This is a genomic window from Listeria immobilis (genome assembly GCF_014322845.1).
In the GTDB taxonomy this organism is placed as follows: domain Bacteria; phylum Bacillota; class Bacilli; order Lactobacillales; family Listeriaceae; genus Listeria; species Listeria immobilis.
The window spans coordinates 59,302-78,356 of record NZ_JAASUA010000014.1; the positions used below are offsets into that span (position 1 = coordinate 59,302).

A 19,055-nucleotide genomic window follows, 5' to 3' on the forward strand; every position below is an offset into this window, starting at 1 on the left:
TTGTTGCTATTTTGTTTTAGAGTTTAGAAACTGAGTATAAGGGAAAATAAATAAAAATTTAAAATAAGGGGGAATTACTTTGTTCAAAAAATTATTTTGGGTTAGTTTTGGCTTTGCGTTAGTTTTATTTATTTTCCCAAATGTAAGTTCAGCCGCCACTTTTGGTGATTTTGAATATACTGTAGATGGAAATGAAGCAATTATTACGGACTACACAGGAACAGCGACTAATATAGCTATCCCTGCAACCGTTGGCGATAATAACGAGTATACTGTATCTATTATTGACGGTGGCGCATTTAGTGGCAAAGGGCTAACGGCGGTTACAATTCCCGATTCCGTCAGAACTATTGGCGCGGGAGCTTTTACAAGAAATTCTTTAACAGAAATTGTGATACCTAATTCTGTAGAAACCATTGGGCTTAACTCCTTTAGTGTAAATAATTTGGAGCAGGTTACATTATCTACTTCATTAAAAAATATTCCTTCTTTTGCTTTTTTAGCTAATAAATTAAAAACCGTTACTATTCCTGCAAATATTGAAAGTATTGATGCTTCTGCTTTTGAAAATAATTACATCACTAATATAACCATTCAAAATCCGAATACCCAACTTGCATATCAAGCTTTTGCTGCCCAAACAATTATAAATAAGCTGGTTGTTCCGAGTGACATGGTGTTGCCAATAGCAGATTATATTCATTTCCAAGATGCTTCTTCTCAGTTAACCATGGATAATTTAACAATTACTGACTTATCTGATGGTATTACGTATGATGCTGCAAAAAACGCTTTAGTTTTCTCAGCTGAACCACTTGAGTCAACTTTCTCACTTTATACCGGAACAGATCGTTATGATTCTTACTATGATATCTCAGAGTATGCCGCTTCTGGAAAACCGATTATCTTCTTTGATTATACAAAACCAGTTATCGTTACTTATGTAGATGAAGCTGGAACGGAATTAGCTAGTTCTACCAGATTAGATGGTAAAATTGGCGAAGATTATGTTTCTAGCCCTAAAACAATAAGTGGTTATACGTTGAAAGAAGCTCCTGGAAATACGACTGGCCAATTTACTAGAGCTACACAAAACGTCACTTATATTTACGAAAAAGAAGCCATTCAAAATGGAACAGTGACAGTTAAATATCAAGATGAAGCTGGTAATTCAGTTGCTGAAGACACTAATTTGACTGGCGAAGTAGGTACAACTTATCAAACCGAAAGTAAAATGATTGATGGTTATAAACTAAAAAAAGTGGATGGTAATGAGTCAGGTGTATTTAATGCAACTCCTGCAACCGTTACCTATATCTACGAAAAAATAGATAATACTACTGATACTAACACTGATACCAATACTAACACCAATGATGGAGCGACTAAAGATTCGACGACAAGTTCCACTACTACTCCACCTACAGTTGAAACAACAAAAATAACCAGCTCCAGTGCCGCCCCTGCTTCCACTATCCTTCCAAAAACAGGTGATACGGGGGATACATTGATTTTTGTAGCAGGTAGTATACTAACATTATTATCTACTAGCCTTCTCATTTTCAAAAGAAACTAGTTTGAATAGAAATTAAAAAGTGCCGCAAATTTGATTTTGCGGCACTTTTTTACTAAGCTTTTAGTCCGTTTACACAAGCTTTTTTATCTTCTGCACGAAAGAAATACGAGCCAGCAACAAGCACATCCACACCAGCTTGCTTACATATTTCCGCTGTTTCCGCGTTTACTCCACCATCTACTTCAATAACATAGCTCCCGCAATTTTCATGACGCCAATTGGCAAGATAGCGCATGTTTTTAACGGTTGATTCAATAAAATTTTGTCCACCGAATCCGGGGTTTACTGTCATTTGTAAAACTAAATCTACATCTCCTAAAATTGCCTCTAACACATTGGCTGGTGTTCCTGGATTAAGAACGACTCCCGCTTTACAGCCAGCTTGTTTAATTTGTTGAATAACACGGTGAATGTGCGGGGTTGCTTCCATATGCACAGAAATAATATGTGCTCCTGCTGCTGCAAATTTTTCAATATAGTTTTCTGGCTTTGCAAGCATTAAGTGGACATCTAATGGGATGGTCGCTGTTTTGCTGATTTGCTCAACCATATCAATCCCGAACGTTAAATTAGGAACAAAATGTCCATCCATGACATCAATATGAAGATAGTCAGCCCCTGCATTTTCCGCTTCTTTAATAGAACTTGCCATATTCATATAGTCAGCTGCGAGTAAAGACGGCGCTACAAGTGTCATACGCGTACACCAGCTTTCATAATAACTGCTTCCACACGATTGGCTATATTTTCTGGTGTGAATCCATAAGCCTTAAACAAATCTTTTGCTGGTGCCGACGCGCCAAATTGATCAATTCCTAACATATCTCCCTCTACACCAATAAACTCTTTCCAACCAAATGTAGTTCCTGCTTCAATTGCAAATCTAGCTGTTACTTCTTTTGGTAAAATGCTTTCTTTATAGCTAGCAGTTGTTTTTTCAAAGCGCTCCCAACTTGATAAACTGACAACAGAAACATCTAAGTCTCTTTTTGCAAGCTCTTTTTTCGCTTCCATCGCAAGGGATACTTCCGAACCAGTGGCAATAATAATAGCATCTGGTTTTGTATTATTTGCCGCAGCAACAATATAAGCTCCTTTTTCCACTCCTGCATCAACTTCTGACTGGTCGTTTTCAAGTACTGGAAGATCTTGTCGAGATAAAACAAGTGCGATTGGACCATTAGTGTTTGTAGCAGCTAATTCCCAAGCTGCTCGAGTTTCTTTTGCATCTGCTGGACGAATAACAGTGAGTCCTGGCATGGCACGCAATGATGCGAGATGTTCGATTGGTTCATGCGTTGGTCCATCTTCTCCAACCGCTATACTGTCATGTGTGAATACATATGTTACTGGAAGTTTCATTAAAGCAGCCATCCGCATTGCTGGACGAACATAATCTGAAAATACAAAGAAGGTAGAGCCAAACACTCGTAAACCGCTATGAAGAGCCATTCCGTTTAACATTGCTCCCATCGCAAATTCACGTACACCAAACCAGATATTTTTGCCCGCGGGATCTTGAATGCTATAAGCTGAACTTGCATCAATAAAGGTTTTGTTAGAACAACCTAAGTCTGCGGAGCCGCCAAAAAGCTCAGGTAATTCGGCCGCGATTGCATTAATCATTTTTCCAGATGCTGAGCGTGTCGCCACATTTGTCCCTGCTTCAAATGCTGGCAAATTCGCTTTCCAGTCCGCCGATACCTTACCAGCTAATACGCGGTCTAACTGGGCTGCAAGTTCTGGAAATTCTTTTTTATAATTAGCAAGCATGGTATTCCAAGCTCCTTCTAATTTTTCTCCACGAGCTTTATAATTTTTTAAGTAATCATGAACATCCGCCGGTACTGTGAAAGGTTTTTCTTCCCAATTATAATATTCTTTCGCGCCAATGGCTTCTTTTTCGCCAAGTGGAGCACCATGACTTGCGGAGCTGCCTGCTTTTGTTGGTGCACCATAACCAATGACTGTTTTCACTTCAATTAATGTTGGCTTGGCAGTTTCTAATTTTGCTTGGACTATTTTTTCTTGAATGGCTGCAAGGTTATTACCATCTTCTACACGAAGAACTTGCCAACCATAGGCGCGGAAACGATCTGCGGTATTTTCGCTAAAGGTTGCACTTAAGTCACCATCTAAACAAATATCGTTGGAATCATATAAAACGATTAATTTCCCGAGTCCTAGATGGCCTGCAAGTGACGCCGTTTCGGATGCAACTCCTTCCATTAAATCTCCATCACCACAAATTGCATACGTATAATGATCAACAATTGGATAATTTGGTTGGTTATACTGTGCTGCTAAATGCGATTCTGCTAGCGCCATTCCAGCGGCCATGCCAATCCCTTGTCCGAGTGGTCCACTTGTTGCATCGACTCCTGCAGTCCAACCAAATTCTGGATGTCCTGGTGTTAAGCTATCTAATTGGCGAAATTGTTTTAAGTCTTCCATTTTCACATCATAACCAAATAAATGAAGCATGCTATAAAGTAGTGCGGACCCGTGCCCTGCCGATAAAACAAAACGATCGCGATTAAACCATTCAGGATTAGCCGGGTTAAATACTAAATGTTTCGCAAATAGCATATAAGCCATTGGTGCAGCCCCCATTGGCATTCCTGGATGTCCTGAATTTGCTTTCTCAATCATATCAATTGATAACGAACGAATCGTATCTACTGCTTGTCTATCTAATGTTTTTTTCAAAACGGTCATCTCCCTTAAATTCTTTGTGCTTATTTACACATACTTTTCTACGTCGGACCAAATGTGTACCAATCTTTCTGAGTAACTTGTTTTATCTCGGTCGTGAAATAACGCTGAGGTTCCCAGGACATACACATCCGGTAACGCATCATGCATTAGTGCGATAGTTTCTTTATTAATGTTGCCATCTACTTCTATTAGTGGCACATGAACTTTCCCAGCTAATTTTGCTTTTAAAGCTCGTAATTTTTGCAATACATCTATTTGGAATTTTTGTCCTGCAAAACCTGGATTCACGGTCATCATTAAAACCATTTCAACATCGTCTAAATACGGATAAATTGTTTCAATTGGGGTTTCCGGATTAATTGCAATGGATGGTTTAATGCTATAAGAACGAATTTTTCTAATCACTTCTGTTACATCATCTGCTACTTCAATATGAAAAGAAATGTATTCTGGTTTCACGGGAGCAAACATATCAATATATTTAAGCGGAGTAATTGTAGCCAAATGTATATCTAACGGGATTTCTGTATTGTTTCGCACGATTTCCAAATATTCCGGACCGAGCGCAAGATTATTTACATATACACCATCCATCACGTCACAGTGTAGTAGTTCCACGCCCGCTGACTCAAGACATGTAAGTTCATCGCCTAAATGCAATGGATCTGCGCACATAATTGAAGCGGCTATTTTTCTCATTTTCATCCTCACTTTCTTTCAAGTTCTATAATTTTATTTAAGCGGCGTTGATGACGGTCTCCAGCAAACGTTGCCTCGAGCCATGTATCAACAATCAAAAGCGCCAAACCTTCGCCAATAACACGCTCCCCTAAACAAAGAATGTTACTATTATTATGCTCACGAGTTGCTTGTGCAGAAAAAGTATCTGAAACAACTGCTGCACGAATGCCGTCGATTTTATTTGCAGCGATACTCATGCCAATTCCTGTTCCACAACATAAAATTCCAAGCTCGGATTGCTCGCTAACGACTTGGTTAGCAACTTCTTCCGCATAGGAAGGAAAATCAACGCTATCATCTGTATATGTGCCAATATCAACTACTTCGATATTCTTTTCGCGTAAATGTTTCACAATGGCATCTTTTAGTCTACGTCCACCGTGGTCACAACCAATTGTTAATTTCATTTAATTTCACCTTCATTAATAGATTTTTTTCTTTTAACACCTTATAATGAAATGGAACCGAGAACATACGCGAATATGCTCTCGGCTCATTTCTAAGGATGACTACTGTAAAACATCTGAGCCCGAGAAGCTTTGGATTCGTTTGCACGGTTATCCTTTTTTTGATGTTTATTCATACAGTTCATCCTCCATTATTAAGATTTCACTAATACTTTTATTTCATTTCCTGCCATAACTGCTTCAAAAGCTTCACGCCAGTCATCCAGTCCATATACTTTTGTAATCATTTTGTCCGTATTGATTTTGCCATTTGCAAGTAAATCTAGCGCTAAAATCCATGAAGAAGGTTTTTGTGAGCGGCTGCCAATATAAGCAATTTCACGTTGAATAATGGACTCTTCATCAATCGCATTTTTCTTTTCAGCAAAAAGTCCTACTTGAACAAAATCGCCTTTTTTCTTTGTTAGTGCTAATCCTTGATTTACGGCTGGTACTGCACCGGAACAATCAAATACGCGTTCAGCCCCGTAACCATCTGTCATACCAAGCACCACTTCAGTCAAATCTTCTTTTAAGGTATCGACAATTCGGTCCATGCCTAGTTCTTTTGCTAAACGTAAACGGTCACTATCTTTGGTAATTCCTGCCATAATCACCGTAGCTCCCTGCGCTTTTACAACTTGAGCAAGTAATAAGCCGATTGGTCCTGGCCCGAAAATAAGTACTGTATCATCAGGACGGATAGTTGTTTTTTCTAGCGCCGAGTGAACACAACATGCAAGTGGTTCTGTCAGTGCAGCTGCTTCCAGTGAAATTCGCTCGTCTAACACGTGACAACTTTCCTCGCGCGATAAAACAAATTCTGCAAAACTACCATTTGCTTGTGTACCAATACCGCGACGATTACTGCATAAATTGTAATCATGTTCTTGACAATAAATACATTCCCCGCAAGTTTCAAAAGTTGTTTCACTTGTGACACGGTCTCCCACTTTGATACTAGTTACATCTGGTCCAACTTCTACAACAACGCCGGAAAATTCATGTCCGAGTGTTACTGGTGTCGTTGGATTTTTATATTCCCCTTTAAATGTATGGATATCTGAGCCGCAAATACCAGTAAATGCTACTTTGATTTTTACTTTGTCACCATTAGTTTGTGGTTCTTCCACATCTTTTAGCTCCATTTGATCATAGCCAGGGTTTGTTTTTACTACTGCTTTCAAATTAATCGTCACCTTTCTGAGGCAATATCATCACTTTGTTATAATCATGTTCTCTGGAAAGAATCATCTCAAAAGCATCTTTCGTTTCTTCTAATTTATAACGATGTGAAATCAATGGTTTTAGTTTAATTCGACCTTGTTTGACAAATTCAATCGAAGTACGCCATTCTTCACCTGGAAATGGTGCCGAGTAGGAATTCCAGAAACCTTTCAGTGTTAATTCACGTCTAAAAATATTTTCAAAAGCTTCTTCGTGTAAAAGCACATCTGCATAAGCGATTCCTAGAAAACCAACTTTCCCTTTTTTCTTGGTTACAAGAAGGCATTGCTCTTGGGTAATTTTCGAACCGGCACATTCTAGCGCAATGTCAGCACCTAGACCATTTGTATAAGCTAAAACGCGTTCTTTTAAGTCTTCATTTTTTGGATTAATTGTATATTTACAACCAAAATCACGTGCATCAGCTAATTTTTTATCACTAATATCCACTGCGATAATGTCCTTCACCCCTGCAAGAAGTAAACATTGTACAACCAAGATCCCAATCGTTCCAATTCCAAATACAATGACTGTATCACCAAGTCTCGGCTCAATTCCAAGTACCCCATGCATGGATACGGCAAGCGGTTCAATCATTGCGCCTGCTTCAAAGTCCATGTCACCTATAGAGATTACATTGTCTGCTTTCATTACAACATTTTCAGCAAAACCGCCATGAAAATGCGATCCCACCATTTTGTAGTTATCACAAAGCGAGAAGTCTCCCGCTTTACAGTAGTTACATTCCATACAAGGCTCTAGTGGAATTCCGGCTACACGGTCACCGATAGCAATATTTTTCACTCCACTACCAATTTCAGTAATCACGCCGGCAAATTCGTGTCCCATAACAGCCGGCAGCGGGTATTTCCAGCGCGTTTGCATTTTATGAATGTCTGATCCGCATATTCCAACCGCTTTTACCTCTACACGTACTTGATCTTTCCCGCAAATCGCTTCATCAATTTGTTCTGCTTTTATTACATTATTCTCGTATAACACAGCTGCTCGCATGTTTCTATCACCTCTTCTATATCATTAAGACAAAACTTAGAAAATAGCTGCCCAAGCTTGAGAGAATTTAAGAATAACCCAGTTAAAGAAGTTACCACCCATATCAAGTGTACTAACTTGGGTTGCTCCTTTAGGGAATTCGTAAACGCCTTTCATCATTTCCGTATGCACAAGACCAAAGTCCGTTGCCATAAGAAGCGCAAGTGCAATAACTACTGTTCCAGCTAAAACGGAATGAAGAATGTTCCCTTTACGAGATGCTACAACGAACGATACATAAAACGGAATAGTCGCCAAGTCCCCAAATGGAAGTACTTTGTTTCCTGGAATGATAACAGCCAAGAAAAGAGTGATTGGAACAAGGATTAAACCAGTAGAAATATTCGCTGGGTGACCGATTGAAAGAGCTGCATCCAGACCAATATATAGTTCGCGACCTTTGAAACGAGATTTCATAAATTCACGAGCAGATTCTGAAATTGGGATTAAGCCTTCCATTAGAATTTTAACCATTCGAGGCATTAAGAACATTACCGCACCCATAGACATACCTAATTGCGCAACTGCGCCAACGTCATAGCCAGCAAGGATACCAATTGCAATACCTAGAATAAGTCCCATCATCATCGGTTCCCCGAAAATACCAAAACGTTTTTGAATAGTTTCTGGATCGACGTGAATGTTTTTGATTCCAGGAATTTTCGCGATTAGCCAACCAACTGGAATACCGATAAAACCGAATGCCGCTGTAGAACCTGTTGGTAAGGAGATTCCTTTTAATCCATAAAATTCTTCTACCATTGGTTGTGTTCTATCAGCCATCCAAAGAACTGCTACTTCATAAATAATGGCACAGAGAATTGCGAACCACCAGTTACCGCCAGTTACAATATAACCAGTTGCGCCTGCTGCGATAAAGTGCCAGTAGTTCCAAATATCAATGTCTAACGTTTTTGTTACTTTAAAGAAGATAAGTGCTAAGTTGACTGCTAAACAGATTGGAATTAAAATTGCCGCAACCGGAGAAGCCCATGAAGCCGCTGCTGCTGCCGGCCAACCTGCATCAATAATGGTTAAGTTTAGTCCAAAGCGTTCAACCATTTGTTGCGCTGCTGGACCTAAGTTGCTAGATAGTAAACTAATAACAAGGTTAATACCTACAAACCCAATACCAATCGTAATCGCGGAACGAAGCGCTTTTTTTGCTGGTACTCGGAAAATTAATGCAATAAAGAAAATCATAATAGGCAAAATAACGGTAGGTCCCAAATTTAACACATACTGTACTCCTGCTAGAAGTGTATCCATTTAATATTTCCTCCTTTTTCTCTGTTTATGTTTTATTCCCAAACTCCCTTGCTCCCCTTTATTTAAGGTGTGCAAGTATTTCTTCATCAAGTTCTTCCATACCCATACCAGTGATATAGGAAGTTGCAATAATAGCTGGGATTTTGTAAGTAGTTGGTAAAATAGTCGTTGATACGATTAAATCTGCCCCATCTTGCATGGATGCTGCCTCTGAAATTTTAATTTGTTTCACTTCTGCATCCACATTATTTTCTTTTACTAAACGTTCTACTCTGTCCGTTACTACTGTTGATGTTGCAATTCCTGCTCCACAAGCTACCAAAATTTTAAATTGTCCCATGATAAATTCCTCCTAATTAATTGCTGCGACTTTCCGCGGCTAATTTTTCTGTTTTTTAAACGGCAATCGTTTCCAAAATTTGTTTTATTTCTGCTTCATCTTTCGCTCTAAGTAATGCGGCTACATTGTCTTTATCTTGAATCGTCCCCATCAATTGCTGAAGTACCGCGAGCTGGCTGTGAGGTTCATTTAGTCCCAATACGAAAATTAAATTCGCTTCAACCGTTTGTCCAGCATCTTCCATTAATTTAAATGGAATGCCATCTTTCACAGTGATTACGGCGATAAATTGTTCCGTAACGCATTCTGGATCCGTATGCGGTAATGCCACGCCGTATCCATCTAATTTTAGCCCCGTTGGAAAGGTTTGTTCGCGGTCTGCAAGTCTTGTTAAAAAGTCATCAGTCACATATCCTTCCGACTTCCCACTTTCTGCAACCATTTGGAATAGGTCCTCTTGTTTCTTGATATCCGATTGAACCCAAACCATTCCTTTTTTCAAAAATTGTACTAAATCCATTACGAAATCCTCCTGTAATTCTTTCTGACTTCTCTACATTGTCTTTTTTGTTTCCAAGTCCGTGAAGTTTTTTATTATTTGGTGCATTTCTTTTGTGTTCCCAGCATTGGCAAGCTTTTTAAGTTCTTTCTTGTTTTCCGATAATTCCATCAATTGTAGCAAGGCTGTAAAGTGAGCATTTTTATCAACAGCTGCAATGACGACGATAAAATGTAAATTTTTACCACCTTCTACCGGCAAGCCTTCTTCTAGATAAAGCATGCTCATTCCAAGACTGTTCACTCCTTTTTCCGTTTCAGCATGAGGGATAGCTATGGCATTACGGAGAATGATGTTCATAGTCGGTGCTGGGTATTGCCGTTTCATTTCTTCCACATAAGTCTTTTCTACTACTCCTGCTGAGAGTAACGGTAAAGCCGCATGATAAATTGCTTCATGCCAGTTTTCTACCGATTTCTTACGTGTAATGTGTGTTACTTCAAGTAAATCTACAAGAGAACTGTTACCTGAATGTTTAGTTGCATTTTCTTCTGGTATTGGCATTAAATATTCTGCTAACACTTTTTCAAGACGAGTTGCATCTTTAATATCAGCGAATTTTGAAATAGTTTTCATTAATTGATCAACGCTAATATTCATCTCATCTACTAAATAAACCGACCGCATCACACGGCGTCTTAGCTCCAAACGTTCTTTTCCGTCCATTAACTGGTTAATTAGGAAAAATTTCTTATCCGTTGAAAGCGGCACGGCAGAAAATACAATGTCATACCCTACTTTAGTTTGTTCAAATTCCCGAATCGACATCGCTTGGTAGAAAAATATTTCTGGAAAAAGACTGCGTAATGTTTTCTCCATTAATCTTGAAATTGATAATCCATTCGGACAAACTACTACTGCTTTTAATCTTGTTTGTAGCTTTTCAGTAGATTCGATTAAATGCCCTCCAATGAAAAGGGTAATAAAAATACTTTCATTTTCTGGAACTTTACTACCAATAAAACGTTCTAAAGGTACAAGCGACTCTTTCACGATGTAATGCACGGCTTGGAATTCTTGATCAATCTTGTCTAAAATACTGTAATCAGTTGTAAGATGATACTTAATTCGATAATACGCAGGTTTAATATGTGCAAATAATTTTTCAAGTAATGATTCTTTGTCTACTAGTTGAATACAAGCCTTCTTTTCAAATTCGCTTAGAACTTGTTCCAGCGCCAGCCTTAACTTATGTGTTTCTTCTGATTTCAGATATTGCTTTGGTAACACATTGGATGTTAATAGTTGCAATGTGATGTACATTCGCTCTGCTTCTGGCATATTCGGCTCTTCTTCAATAAAAATCTCTGCTGCTCCGTATTCTCGAGTATCTGACAATTCATTGTAGTCAATCAGGAAAGATGTCGTAATCGTTTGCCCTTTCTTCATTCGCCGAAAAACAGCTTCCAGAATATAAGGCAATATTTGCATTTTATTGTCAATAAAATGCAAATTTAAGTGATGCTCTACTTGCTCCAATTTTTCGCGAAGCTCTTTAATCCTAGCTTCCTCCACTTGCATAAAATCTTGTAAATACTCTTCTCCACCAAAACTCTCTATAATGTGTTCTGCCGCATAAATGAGTGCAGTTCGCTGATTCCACTCGTCTCCATCAATCAAATAACCACGCATTCGTGAATATTTCACTTCTAGATTAAATTTATCAAGCGTTTTTTGTACCAGCTTCAAATCTCGTAATACGGTATTCTTGCTCACCTCCAACTCGCTGATAAAGTGATTAAGAGATAGTTCTTCACTTCCTGTTGTTAGCATGAGAATGATAAGACTGGCGCGTTCTTTTTCTGATGGAATGTACCAATCCGTTTTTTCGCCATCTTCCTCACCAATAATTTGAAACAGGTCAGGCTCTACAATAAATCGACCATTTGCAGCGCGATGAATTTTTGGATAGGTCTGTTCTTCTAGCCAATTATTGATTTTTTGAAAACTATAGTCGACTTGTCTTCGAGTTAAACTGAATTTCGTTTGTAAGTTTGTACTCGATATGTCAGGATGTCGTAATAGCTCTTTTAAAAGTGAATTACTTCTCTCATCCAAATACATGTGAGTTCCCTCCTGTTCGTTTTAATTATAAATCTATTTTCGCTAAAAATGTACACGCTTTCATCCCAATAACTTGCGAAAAGAATGTACATCATTGGGCTTTACTTGTGATGTTTTTAACAACTTTCTGATTTAAAAATGTTTACTTATTACCTTTATTACTTGTCGTGTAAGGGATGAGGGATATTTTTCCTTCAGAGGTAAAATCTGATTTGAAACAAAAATGAGAATGAAGTTGCGAAGTTTTGCGAGGGCACTTTCTTCTTTATCATACAAAAAATACTTGCTGCCTTCTATATGTTTTGTAAAAAAGTCCACAAAAATATGGTGCAAATGACAAAAAACGCCATTTGCACCATACTTGATTATTATTTTCTTTTTTGTTTATCTACTCTTAGTAAACTTTTGTTAAAATTATTAAACAACGCTCCATGCTTTACTTTCATTTTTGGGAAAGATTTTAACATCCTTCGTTCATTAAATTTAAGTTTTCGCATACTATCAGCAAGTTCTATATCTTTCTTTCGTTTTGCCTCTATTTCAGCAATTTTCATATCGACATTTTCTTGTTTTATCAAAAGACCTTCTTCAAATTCTTTTGCCCGTTCTTTTACACTTGCCTTTAGTTCGTTTGCTTGTGCAGTTAGTTTTTCATTAAACTCGGCAAGCGCTTTTTGGAAAGATAGCATGCTTGTTACGGATTTAATTGTATCGAATAACATAATAACAACGATAAGTGCTGGAATAATCCAGCCACCCCAGCTCAAAACCCAATCAGCAAATTCGGTGATAAGTGGATGCAAGAATCGAACCACTATAATACACGCGATTCCCCAAAAAATCGAAATAGGTAAACAAATCCGCCCTTTTACATTTAATGGCCAATTATGGTAATCCCACCAAGTTGTGTGAAAAAGCGCCTCTAAAACGGTAGCTGTTATGTACTCAATAACTGTACAAATAATCATCGAAAAAATAAATAAGGCCCATATATTATTTTGAAATGGTAAAATCAGCATTAAAACCGCCGTTACTCCAAATCCGTAAATCGGGCAATACGGTCCATAAAGAAAACCGCGGTACACTAATTTCTTTTCTGAAATCGAACAAAAAACTTCTTCCCAGGCCCAGCCAAGCACAGAATAAATGAAGAAGTATAGGATAAATATATTTATATCCATATTCTCATCTCCTTTTGTGGTTAATTTCACAATGCTTTTTTATTATAACAGAAATAGAAACCTTTCCACTATTACTAGTCAAAAAGTTTCTAATTGAGCTTGTTTATATTTAGCTTGCTTCTGTGTAGGCATGCTTGATTAGCGCACGAATAAGTTCTTTATCCCGTTCCTTTTCTAATAAGACTGAAATCCAAATACGTTTAATATCCTGGAATAATAGCTGTTCTGTTTTTTTAGCAGCACATTTTAATGTTAAGTCTGAACTATTTTCTTCAATAGATTCAAAAGCGGTGTTACTTACACCAACAAAAGTGGCATCTTTTACATTTCCTGTTTTATTATTAATTGTAAAAATAATGTCTGCACACAAACAAATCGGGGATAACTAAATTATTTCCCGGGAAATTACTTTCTTCTGCTTCCCAAAAACAACAAATATAGTTAGTAAGTGGAACGCTCGGTAAGTATTCTTTATAGCCAGCACGCATTGGTGTAGCTACAATAGGTCGAAACATTGTTAGCTTTGCCATCAAGAATCCCTCTCTTTTTTATCATAATGCCACAATTTTTTCTCTTTAAGTATGCTTCTTTCTTTTAATTGTGGGTATTAAATACTAAGGGGAAAACTTTTGAGAGGGTGATACAAAATGACTACTTACAAACGCATTCTTGTTGGTGTTGATGGTTCGAACGAGTCTGAAGCTGCTCTAAGACGGGCGGTTCAATTCGCAAAAATGGACGGGGCCACACTTGGTATTGGCTTTGTTGCTGATGTACGTCGCATTGCACCATTGATTGATTACGAACAAACCTATGCAAAAAAAGCGAAGGCATATGGGGAAGAATTGGTGGAAATGTACAAGAAAGAGGCTGAAAAAGCGGGTGTTCCGCATGTAGAAATTTTTGTTCACTTTGGAACGCCAAAAAGTACTTTGAATAAAAAGATTACCCGTAATTTTGAACCAGATTTAATTTTAGTTGGTGCTACTGGCCTCTCTTCTACAGAACAATTTATTCTTGGTAGTGTTTCTGAATATACAGCAGCTCATGCACCTTGTGATGTTATTATTGTGCATGCAAAACCATGGCGCAAAAGAAAAACTGTCGAAAAACTCTAATTCATGTATAATAAAGGTATTGAATATACGGCAGGAGGAGAAAAAATGACAGTTAGTACCGTTGCCATTGCTTCAGACCATGGCGGAATTGAGTTACGTAAAAGTATTATTTCTTACCTTGAAAGTGTTGGAATTAGTTATGAAGAGTTTGGTCCAGAAACGCCTGAATCAGTTGACTATCCTGAATTAGCAATTACTGTCAGCGAAAAAGTCATTAATAAGGAAGTGGATCGTGGCATTTTAGTTTGTGGTACAGGAATTGGTATGAGTATCGCTGCCAATAAAGTGAAAGGCATTCGTTGCGCGCTTGTTGGAGATACTTTTAGTGCCCATGCAACACGTGAACATAATGATACCAATGTAATCGCACTTGGAGCTAGAGTTATCGGACCTGGTCTTGCAGAAGATATTGTCAAAATTTGGTTAGAAACAGCATACGAAGGTGGCAGACATGCTAATCGAATTGGACAGATTACTGCGTATGAAGATAGTCACGACTTATAATAAGAGATCAAGCAAATGCTACTTTATGACATTCCACAGCATTTATGAAAACGACATAAATAATTAATATATTGCGAGAGAAAACGGAATTTCGTTTTCTCTTTTTCTTTAAATACTAATTCTTTATAATGAGCTTAATTGCGAGCGTTGTAACAGAAAAAAATCACATTTAATAGATCATAAAAATCGGATGGTGAATTTGATTGTATAAGTATCAAAAAGCATTGATAATCACGCCAATCGCAATTGTTATATTAATGATTCCGATAGTTTTATTTTTGACAGGGACATTTGGAACGACGATTGGTTATATTGCCCTAAACTTGGTGTATTGGCTGGTATTCTGTATACCTTGTATCGCTTATGTTGTCAAAAAAAGCGGATTTAACATTCAACAGTTTTATACCACAAACAATCTTAATAATAAAAAACGCAACCTAATCTATAATCTACTTGCATTTTTACCCGTTATAGCAACAGGATTTATCGTATTTATTCCAATTATTGGGGTTGCGCCTTTGATGACATTCTTCATTGCTGCTTTGTATGCGCTTATAAATGGTAGCATAGAAGAATTATTTTGGAGAGGCTTATATTCCCAGTTCTTTGATAAAATAGGCTGGGCATATATCTTTCCCACCATACTCTTTTCCCTTTGGCACATTGCGATTGCCCTAACAAAAGGAATGATTTGGCATGGCGGTATATTGACTTTAGTTATGGGTGCAGCTTTTATGGGTGTTTTGTGGGGATTTATTGCATTTAAAACGAAAAACATTAGATATACGACTATTGCTCATATTCTTACAAATTTTTTCGCCTTTAGCGGTATGATATATGATAATTGGTTTGTTTAAATATAGGAATAATTTATCTTTTGCTATAAAAAAATGATAAAAAAGACACATTGCTAATAAGAACATATGTTTGTACAATATACACAAACATATGTTCTTATTATTTTTTGGAGGTATAGCCATGGAAACGATGTTAATTGGGAAAAAGTATTATGAGAGGGTCAACCAGCCTATTATTACAAATGAGCGCTGGGAGGAATATTTAGCATTAATACACGACTCCATAGATAATGATTATTCTCTACGATTTACCACATATGCTGGTGGTTATGAACATCATGTTTCGGGCAAATGCTATTTATTTAATATAGCACTAAAAACAGTTCTAGTTTCTGGGATTATTGTAAGAGATTCAGAAATAATCTCGATTGAAAGGTTGTGATTTTTATGACCTACAAAGATAGAGGAATTAAAAAATGGCAAGGATTTTTCTTAAGTGAACATAGTGAGCAAATGGAACAACAACAAGCAAAATCTCTATTAAAATGGCGGGAACCAATGACACCTGACTGTATTGAACACGTGCTAAGTAATGCGATTTCTCATCAATCTATGCTAGTTATCCAGCAGAAACCACTAGATGCAGATGCTTTTCCAGAACCGGATATTGTCGGCCGAGTTGCCGGAGTGGATGATGGCACTGTTTTTATCCAATCAGCTTCAGAAGTTATCGCTATCCCCTTTTCAAATATTTTACATGTAGAAGAACGGACAATTGACAAATGGTACAGGTAGAAGATTACTCTCATGCACCAAGAAAAGATATTTTATGTGTTGATGTGAAGTCCTTTTTTGCCAGTGTAGAATGCGTTAAGCGTGGATTAAACCCTTTAAAAGCAAAATTAGTAGTGATGAGTAATGCGGACCGAGCAGGCGGTTTAGTCCTAGCTGCCAGTCCGATGATGAAAAAAATACACCGAATAAAAACTGGCTCTAGGATGTATGAACTGCCTACTTGGGACAAGGAAATCATTATTGCACCACCACGTATGAAGCTATATTTAAAAGTAAATGCCATGATTCAAGCTATCTTTTTACGCTATGTTCCTAAAGAATATTTCCTACCTTATTCAATTGATGAAGCTTTTCTAGATGTAACTGGGTCTCATGCGCTATTTGGTACAACGCAAGAAATTGTCTATAAAATCCAACGAGATATTTTAGAAGAATTGCGTCTTTATGTTACGATTGGCATTGGCGACAACCCGCTTCTCGCCAAGCTCGCACTCGATAATGTTGCAAAAGATCGAGCGGACGGAATAGCTGAGTGGCGCTATGAAGATGTTCCAGAAACTATTTGGAAAATAAGGCATTTAGAAGATGTTTGTGGAATTGGACACCGCACCGCCTTACGTCTTCAAAAAATGGGGATTTTCACTATGTATCAGCTTAGCCAAACTCCACCAGCCATCTTAAAAAACAAGATGGGAATTATAGGAGAACAGCTTTACTATCACGCTCACGGAATTGACTATAGTTTTTTAAATGAAAAATACGTCCCAGCAAACACAAGTTATGGAAAAAGCCAAATTCTCGAAAAAGACTATCATGTTTCCGCAGAAGTAGAAATTATTATTCGTGAAATGGTAAGCGAAGTGGCGATGCGTTTGCGGCAAAATCATGTTGATACTTCTGTCATTCATTTGAGCATTGGCTATAGTAAATACAGTATAAAAAAAGGATTTAGCCATCAAGCTAAAATCCCTCCTACTAATAGTAGTCACGCGCTTATTCCTTATTTCCTACAACTGTTCCAGCGTTACGATGAACACGAACCAGTGCGTTCCATTACCATTTCATGTGGCAAAATATCTTTAAAAACTGGTCTACAACTTAATTTATTTGAAGATGCTACGCTGACACTAAACCAAGAGCAGTTAGAAGTAACGGTTGATAAAATTCGCGCACGTTACGGTTTTAAATCGCTTATGCACGCAAGTAGTCTGTTGGCGGGCGCAACTGGAATAAAACGTTCAGATATCTATAGTACCCTTAGTAGAGACCAAGATATCCAATATACTTACATTTTCTTATAGGCTGGACAGTCCTTTTCTTACTGTCTACTATATGAGAGAATAAACAAAAGGAGGCTTTCTATGAGAGTACAAGAAGTCATATTAAACAATGGAGGGAGAAGATATTTAGTTCTAGACGATCAAGGGAAACCGATTCAACCAGTTTTACAATATATGAAGTATCTAGATAATACACAAAAGAGTCCCAACACACAGCGTACTTACTGCTATGCATTGAGAGACTATTTTGTTTTTTTGTCTTTAACTGAAACAAGCTACGAACTTGCCAACATCAAAACAATAGCAAATTTTCTATCCTGGTTAGTAAACCCCACTTTAATTGAAAGAGTTCAACACCTAATACCCCCCACTTTAAAAAGCGAAAAGACAGTCAACTTAAAAGTTACAGCTGTACTATCCTTCTACAAATTTCTCTACCAATTTGAGCATATTGAATATGATGTCGCTCAGCGAGCGTATGTAGATGTAAAAGGTATCAAGCAATATAAAGGTTTTTTACATCACATCACCAAAAATAAAAGAGTATCAGAAAGTATCTTAAAATTAAAGGAACCCAAAAGCAGAGTTGAAACAATTCCAGACTTCACTTTACAAGCAGCGTTAGGAGCTACAACGAATGTAAGGGATTTCTTTTTGCTTCGGTTACTTTATGAAACAGGGTTAAGAATTGGAGAAATATTGTCGCTGCACAAAGAAGATATCTTATTCGATCTTCACCAAGGACACCGAGTTCGTCTAGTTTATCGAAAAGAACAACCGAATGACTCTCGCCAGAAAACCGGCTTACGTGAAGTTCATATCTCCGCCAACTTAATCGACTTATTCGACGACTATATGTACAGCATTTTAGATTTTGATCGCTCCGATTCTTTATTCGTAAAAGTTAAGGGGAAGTCCCAAGGACTACCCCTTAACTATCAAGATGTTATGGCAACATTTAAAAGAATTGAAGGAAAAATCGAGTACCATTTACATCCACATTTATACCGGCATACCCACGCTACTAAGTATTACGAACAAACTAAAGATATCAAAATTGTTCAAGAGCGACTTGGTCACAAACACATCCAGACAACAATGAACCTCTATTTACATCCAACAGATAAAGAAATCCGAGCACAGTGGGAAAAAGCGAGTCCAGCTTTTAGAATGGAGGAATAATGGAAGCACATTTTACTAAGTCTTATCCATTGAAAGAGTACGAGGAAAAATTACGAGCAATACTTAGCACGTATACAAGAAAAGAAATCTTAGCTGATGGTTCTGTCCAAGAGACAGTTATTGAAGATTGTTTATGCTAATTTAAAAAGGGGCCACTTTTTATAGGTGCGATGGTTGAAAAAGGGACCACTACTAACTCACAATA

The 19,055-nt window shown here is 37.6% G+C and carries 22 protein-coding genes; 9 read left to right on the forward strand and 13 right to left on the reverse strand.

From position 1 onward, the window contains the following. Positions 1–79 precede the first annotated feature (79 nt). Positions 80–1,576, forward strand: a complete 1,497-nt coding sequence (locus tag HCJ45_RS13915) for a MucBP domain-containing protein (RefSeq protein WP_187125197.1) — start codon at positions 80–82, stop codon at positions 1,574–1,576. A gap of 52 nt (positions 1,577–1,628) precedes the next feature. Here HCJ45_RS13915 and rpe read toward each other — a convergent pair whose 3' ends face one another. The 13 genes from rpe to HCJ45_RS13980 form a co-directional block, all read right to left on the reverse strand. Next, on the reverse strand, positions 1,629–2,273 hold the full coding sequence (rpe, locus tag HCJ45_RS13920; RefSeq protein ID WP_187125198.1) for a ribulose-phosphate 3-epimerase: 645 nt from the start codon (positions 2,271–2,273) through the stop codon (positions 1,629–1,631). Then, positions 2,270–4,285, reverse strand: a complete 2,016-nt coding sequence (tkt, locus tag HCJ45_RS13925) for a transketolase (protein ID WP_187125199.1) — start codon at positions 4,283–4,285, stop codon at positions 2,270–2,272. Before tkt ends, rpe begins: the two co-directional genes overlap by 4 nt. Positions 4,286–4,318: 33 nt before the next feature. Continuing rightward, positions 4,319–4,993, reverse strand: a complete 675-nt coding sequence (locus HCJ45_RS13930; protein ID WP_187125200.1) for a ribulose-phosphate 3-epimerase — start codon at positions 4,991–4,993, stop codon at positions 4,319–4,321. Positions 4,994–5,001: 8 nt separating this feature from the next. Next, positions 5,002–5,442 (reverse strand): ribose 5-phosphate isomerase B, encoded by a 441-nt coding sequence (gene rpiB / locus HCJ45_RS13935; RefSeq protein WP_187125201.1) that lies wholly within the window; start codon positions 5,440–5,442, stop codon positions 5,002–5,004. A 194-nt stretch (positions 5,443–5,636) separates the two neighbouring features. Further along, positions 5,637–6,668 (reverse strand): zinc-binding dehydrogenase, encoded by a 1,032-nt coding sequence (locus HCJ45_RS13940; RefSeq protein WP_187125202.1) that lies wholly within the window; start codon positions 6,666–6,668, stop codon positions 5,637–5,639. 1 nt (position 6,669) lies between these two features. Then, entirely contained in the window at positions 6,670–7,722 is a 1,053-nt protein-coding gene (locus tag HCJ45_RS13945; RefSeq protein WP_187125203.1) for a galactitol-1-phosphate 5-dehydrogenase, read from the reverse strand. 36 nt (positions 7,723–7,758) lie between these two features. Beyond that, on the reverse strand, positions 7,759–9,030 hold the full coding sequence (locus HCJ45_RS13950) for a PTS galactitol transporter subunit IIC (protein WP_185348620.1): 1,272 nt from the start codon (positions 9,028–9,030) through the stop codon (positions 7,759–7,761). A gap of 58 nt (positions 9,031–9,088) precedes the next feature. Further along, a complete protein-coding gene (locus HCJ45_RS13955) occupies positions 9,089–9,370 on the reverse strand; it encodes a PTS sugar transporter subunit IIB (protein WP_003722023.1) in 282 nt (93 codons plus the stop codon). A gap of 55 nt (positions 9,371–9,425) precedes the next feature. Next, positions 9,426–9,890 carry a PTS sugar transporter subunit IIA gene (locus HCJ45_RS13960; protein ID WP_185348622.1) on the reverse strand — a complete coding sequence of 155 codons (465 nt, stop codon included), beginning with the start codon at positions 9,888–9,890 and terminating at the stop codon, positions 9,426–9,428. A gap of 33 nt (positions 9,891–9,923) precedes the next feature. Next, positions 9,924–11,993 (reverse strand): BglG family transcription antiterminator, encoded by a 2,070-nt coding sequence (locus HCJ45_RS13965; RefSeq protein WP_187125204.1) that lies wholly within the window; start codon positions 11,991–11,993, stop codon positions 9,924–9,926. A 368-nt stretch (positions 11,994–12,361) separates the two neighbouring features. Continuing rightward, on the reverse strand, positions 12,362–13,174 hold the full coding sequence (locus HCJ45_RS13970; RefSeq protein WP_187125205.1) for a putative ABC transporter permease: 813 nt from the start codon (positions 13,172–13,174) through the stop codon (positions 12,362–12,364). A gap of 109 nt (positions 13,175–13,283) precedes the next feature. Next, positions 13,284–13,544, reverse strand: coding sequence for an MmcQ/YjbR family DNA-binding protein (locus HCJ45_RS15195; protein WP_425489967.1), 261 nt, complete (start codon positions 13,542–13,544; stop codon positions 13,284–13,286). Beyond that, positions 13,516–13,704, reverse strand: a complete 189-nt coding sequence (locus tag HCJ45_RS13980; RefSeq protein ID WP_425489968.1) for a hypothetical protein — start codon at positions 13,702–13,704, stop codon at positions 13,516–13,518. The genes HCJ45_RS15195 and HCJ45_RS13980 overlap by 29 nt, the downstream gene beginning before the upstream one ends. Positions 13,705–13,821: 117 nt before the next feature. Between HCJ45_RS13980 and HCJ45_RS13985 the strand changes: the two genes are divergently transcribed. From HCJ45_RS13985 to HCJ45_RS14020, 8 genes are all read left to right on the forward strand, one after another. Further along, positions 13,822–14,292 carry a universal stress protein gene (locus HCJ45_RS13985; protein WP_185381342.1) on the forward strand — a complete coding sequence of 157 codons (471 nt, stop codon included), beginning with the start codon at positions 13,822–13,824 and terminating at the stop codon, positions 14,290–14,292. Positions 14,293–14,337: 45 nt separating this feature from the next. Beyond that, the gene (rpiB, locus tag HCJ45_RS13990) at positions 14,338–14,796 is read left to right on the forward strand and encodes a ribose 5-phosphate isomerase B (RefSeq protein ID WP_187125206.1); all 459 of its coding nucleotides are present in this window, start codon (positions 14,338–14,340) and stop codon (positions 14,794–14,796) included. Between the two features lie 203 nt (positions 14,797–14,999). Next, entirely contained in the window at positions 15,000–15,653 is a 654-nt protein-coding gene (locus tag HCJ45_RS13995; protein WP_187125207.1) for a CPBP family intramembrane glutamic endopeptidase, read from the forward strand. A 121-nt stretch (positions 15,654–15,774) separates the two neighbouring features. Continuing rightward, positions 15,775–16,035, forward strand: a complete 261-nt coding sequence (locus HCJ45_RS14000) for a YolD-like family protein (protein WP_246456582.1) — start codon at positions 15,775–15,777, stop codon at positions 16,033–16,035. A 5-nt stretch (positions 16,036–16,040) separates the two neighbouring features. After that, entirely contained in the window at positions 16,041–16,388 is a 348-nt protein-coding gene (locus HCJ45_RS15030; RefSeq protein WP_246456583.1) for a hypothetical protein, read from the forward strand. Next, positions 16,376–17,689, forward strand: a complete 1,314-nt coding sequence (locus tag HCJ45_RS14010; protein ID WP_187125208.1) for a Y-family DNA polymerase — start codon at positions 16,376–16,378, stop codon at positions 17,687–17,689. Before HCJ45_RS15030 ends, HCJ45_RS14010 begins: the two co-directional genes overlap by 13 nt. Positions 17,690–17,749: 60 nt before the next feature. Further along, a complete protein-coding gene (locus HCJ45_RS14015; RefSeq protein WP_009932612.1) occupies positions 17,750–18,850 on the forward strand; it encodes a tyrosine-type recombinase/integrase in 1,101 nt (366 codons plus the stop codon). Continuing rightward, on the forward strand, positions 18,850–18,990 hold the full coding sequence (locus HCJ45_RS14020) for a hypothetical protein (RefSeq protein ID WP_187125210.1): 141 nt from the start codon (positions 18,850–18,852) through the stop codon (positions 18,988–18,990). The genes HCJ45_RS14015 and HCJ45_RS14020 overlap by 1 nt, the downstream gene beginning before the upstream one ends. Positions 18,991–19,055 lie beyond the last annotated feature (65 nt).

Bases quoted from the DNA above. Each gene is read 5' to 3' on its own strand.
- HCJ45_RS14020 (WP_187125210.1), top strand. From the start codon at position 18,850: ATGGAAGCACATTTTACTAAGTCTTATCCATTGAAAGAGTACGAGGAA.
- HCJ45_RS13930 (WP_187125200.1), bottom strand. From the start codon at position 4,993: ATGAGAAAAATAGCCGCTTCAATTATGTGCGCAGATCCATTGCATTTA.
- rpiB (WP_187125206.1), top strand. From the start codon at position 14,338: ATGACAGTTAGTACCGTTGCCATTGCTTCAGACCATGGCGGAATTGAG.
- rpiB (WP_187125201.1), bottom strand. From the start codon at position 5,442: ATGAAATTAACAATTGGTTGTGACCACGGTGGACGTAGACTAAAAGAT.
- HCJ45_RS13960 (WP_185348622.1), bottom strand. From the start codon at position 9,890: ATGGATTTAGTACAATTTTTGAAAAAAGGAATGGTTTGGGTTCAATCG.
- HCJ45_RS13985 (WP_185381342.1), top strand. From the start codon at position 13,822: ATGACTACTTACAAACGCATTCTTGTTGGTGTTGATGGTTCGAACGAG.
- rpe (WP_187125198.1), bottom strand. From the start codon at position 2,273: ATGACACTTGTAGCGCCGTCTTTACTCGCAGCTGACTATATGAATATG.
- HCJ45_RS13980 (WP_425489968.1), bottom strand. From the start codon at position 13,704: ATGGCAAAGCTAACAATGTTTCGACCTATTGTAGCTACACCAATGCGT.
- HCJ45_RS14010 (WP_187125208.1), top strand. From the start codon at position 16,376: ATGGTACAGGTAGAAGATTACTCTCATGCACCAAGAAAAGATATTTTA.
- HCJ45_RS14000 (WP_246456582.1), top strand. From the start codon at position 15,775: ATGGAAACGATGTTAATTGGGAAAAAGTATTATGAGAGGGTCAACCAG.
- HCJ45_RS14015 (WP_009932612.1), top strand. From the start codon at position 17,750: ATGAGAGTACAAGAAGTCATATTAAACAATGGAGGGAGAAGATATTTA.
- HCJ45_RS13970 (WP_187125205.1), bottom strand. From the start codon at position 13,174: ATGGATATAAATATATTTATCCTATACTTCTTCATTTATTCTGTGCTT.
- HCJ45_RS13945 (WP_187125203.1), bottom strand. From the start codon at position 7,722: ATGCGAGCAGCTGTGTTATACGAGAATAATGTAATAAAAGCAGAACAA.
- HCJ45_RS15030 (WP_246456583.1), top strand. From the start codon at position 16,041: ATGACCTACAAAGATAGAGGAATTAAAAAATGGCAAGGATTTTTCTTA.
- HCJ45_RS13965 (WP_187125204.1), bottom strand. From the start codon at position 11,993: ATGTATTTGGATGAGAGAAGTAATTCACTTTTAAAAGAGCTATTACGA.
- HCJ45_RS13955 (WP_003722023.1), bottom strand. From the start codon at position 9,370: ATGGGACAATTTAAAATTTTGGTAGCTTGTGGAGCAGGAATTGCAACA.
- HCJ45_RS13950 (WP_185348620.1), bottom strand. From the start codon at position 9,030: ATGGATACACTTCTAGCAGGAGTACAGTATGTGTTAAATTTGGGACCT.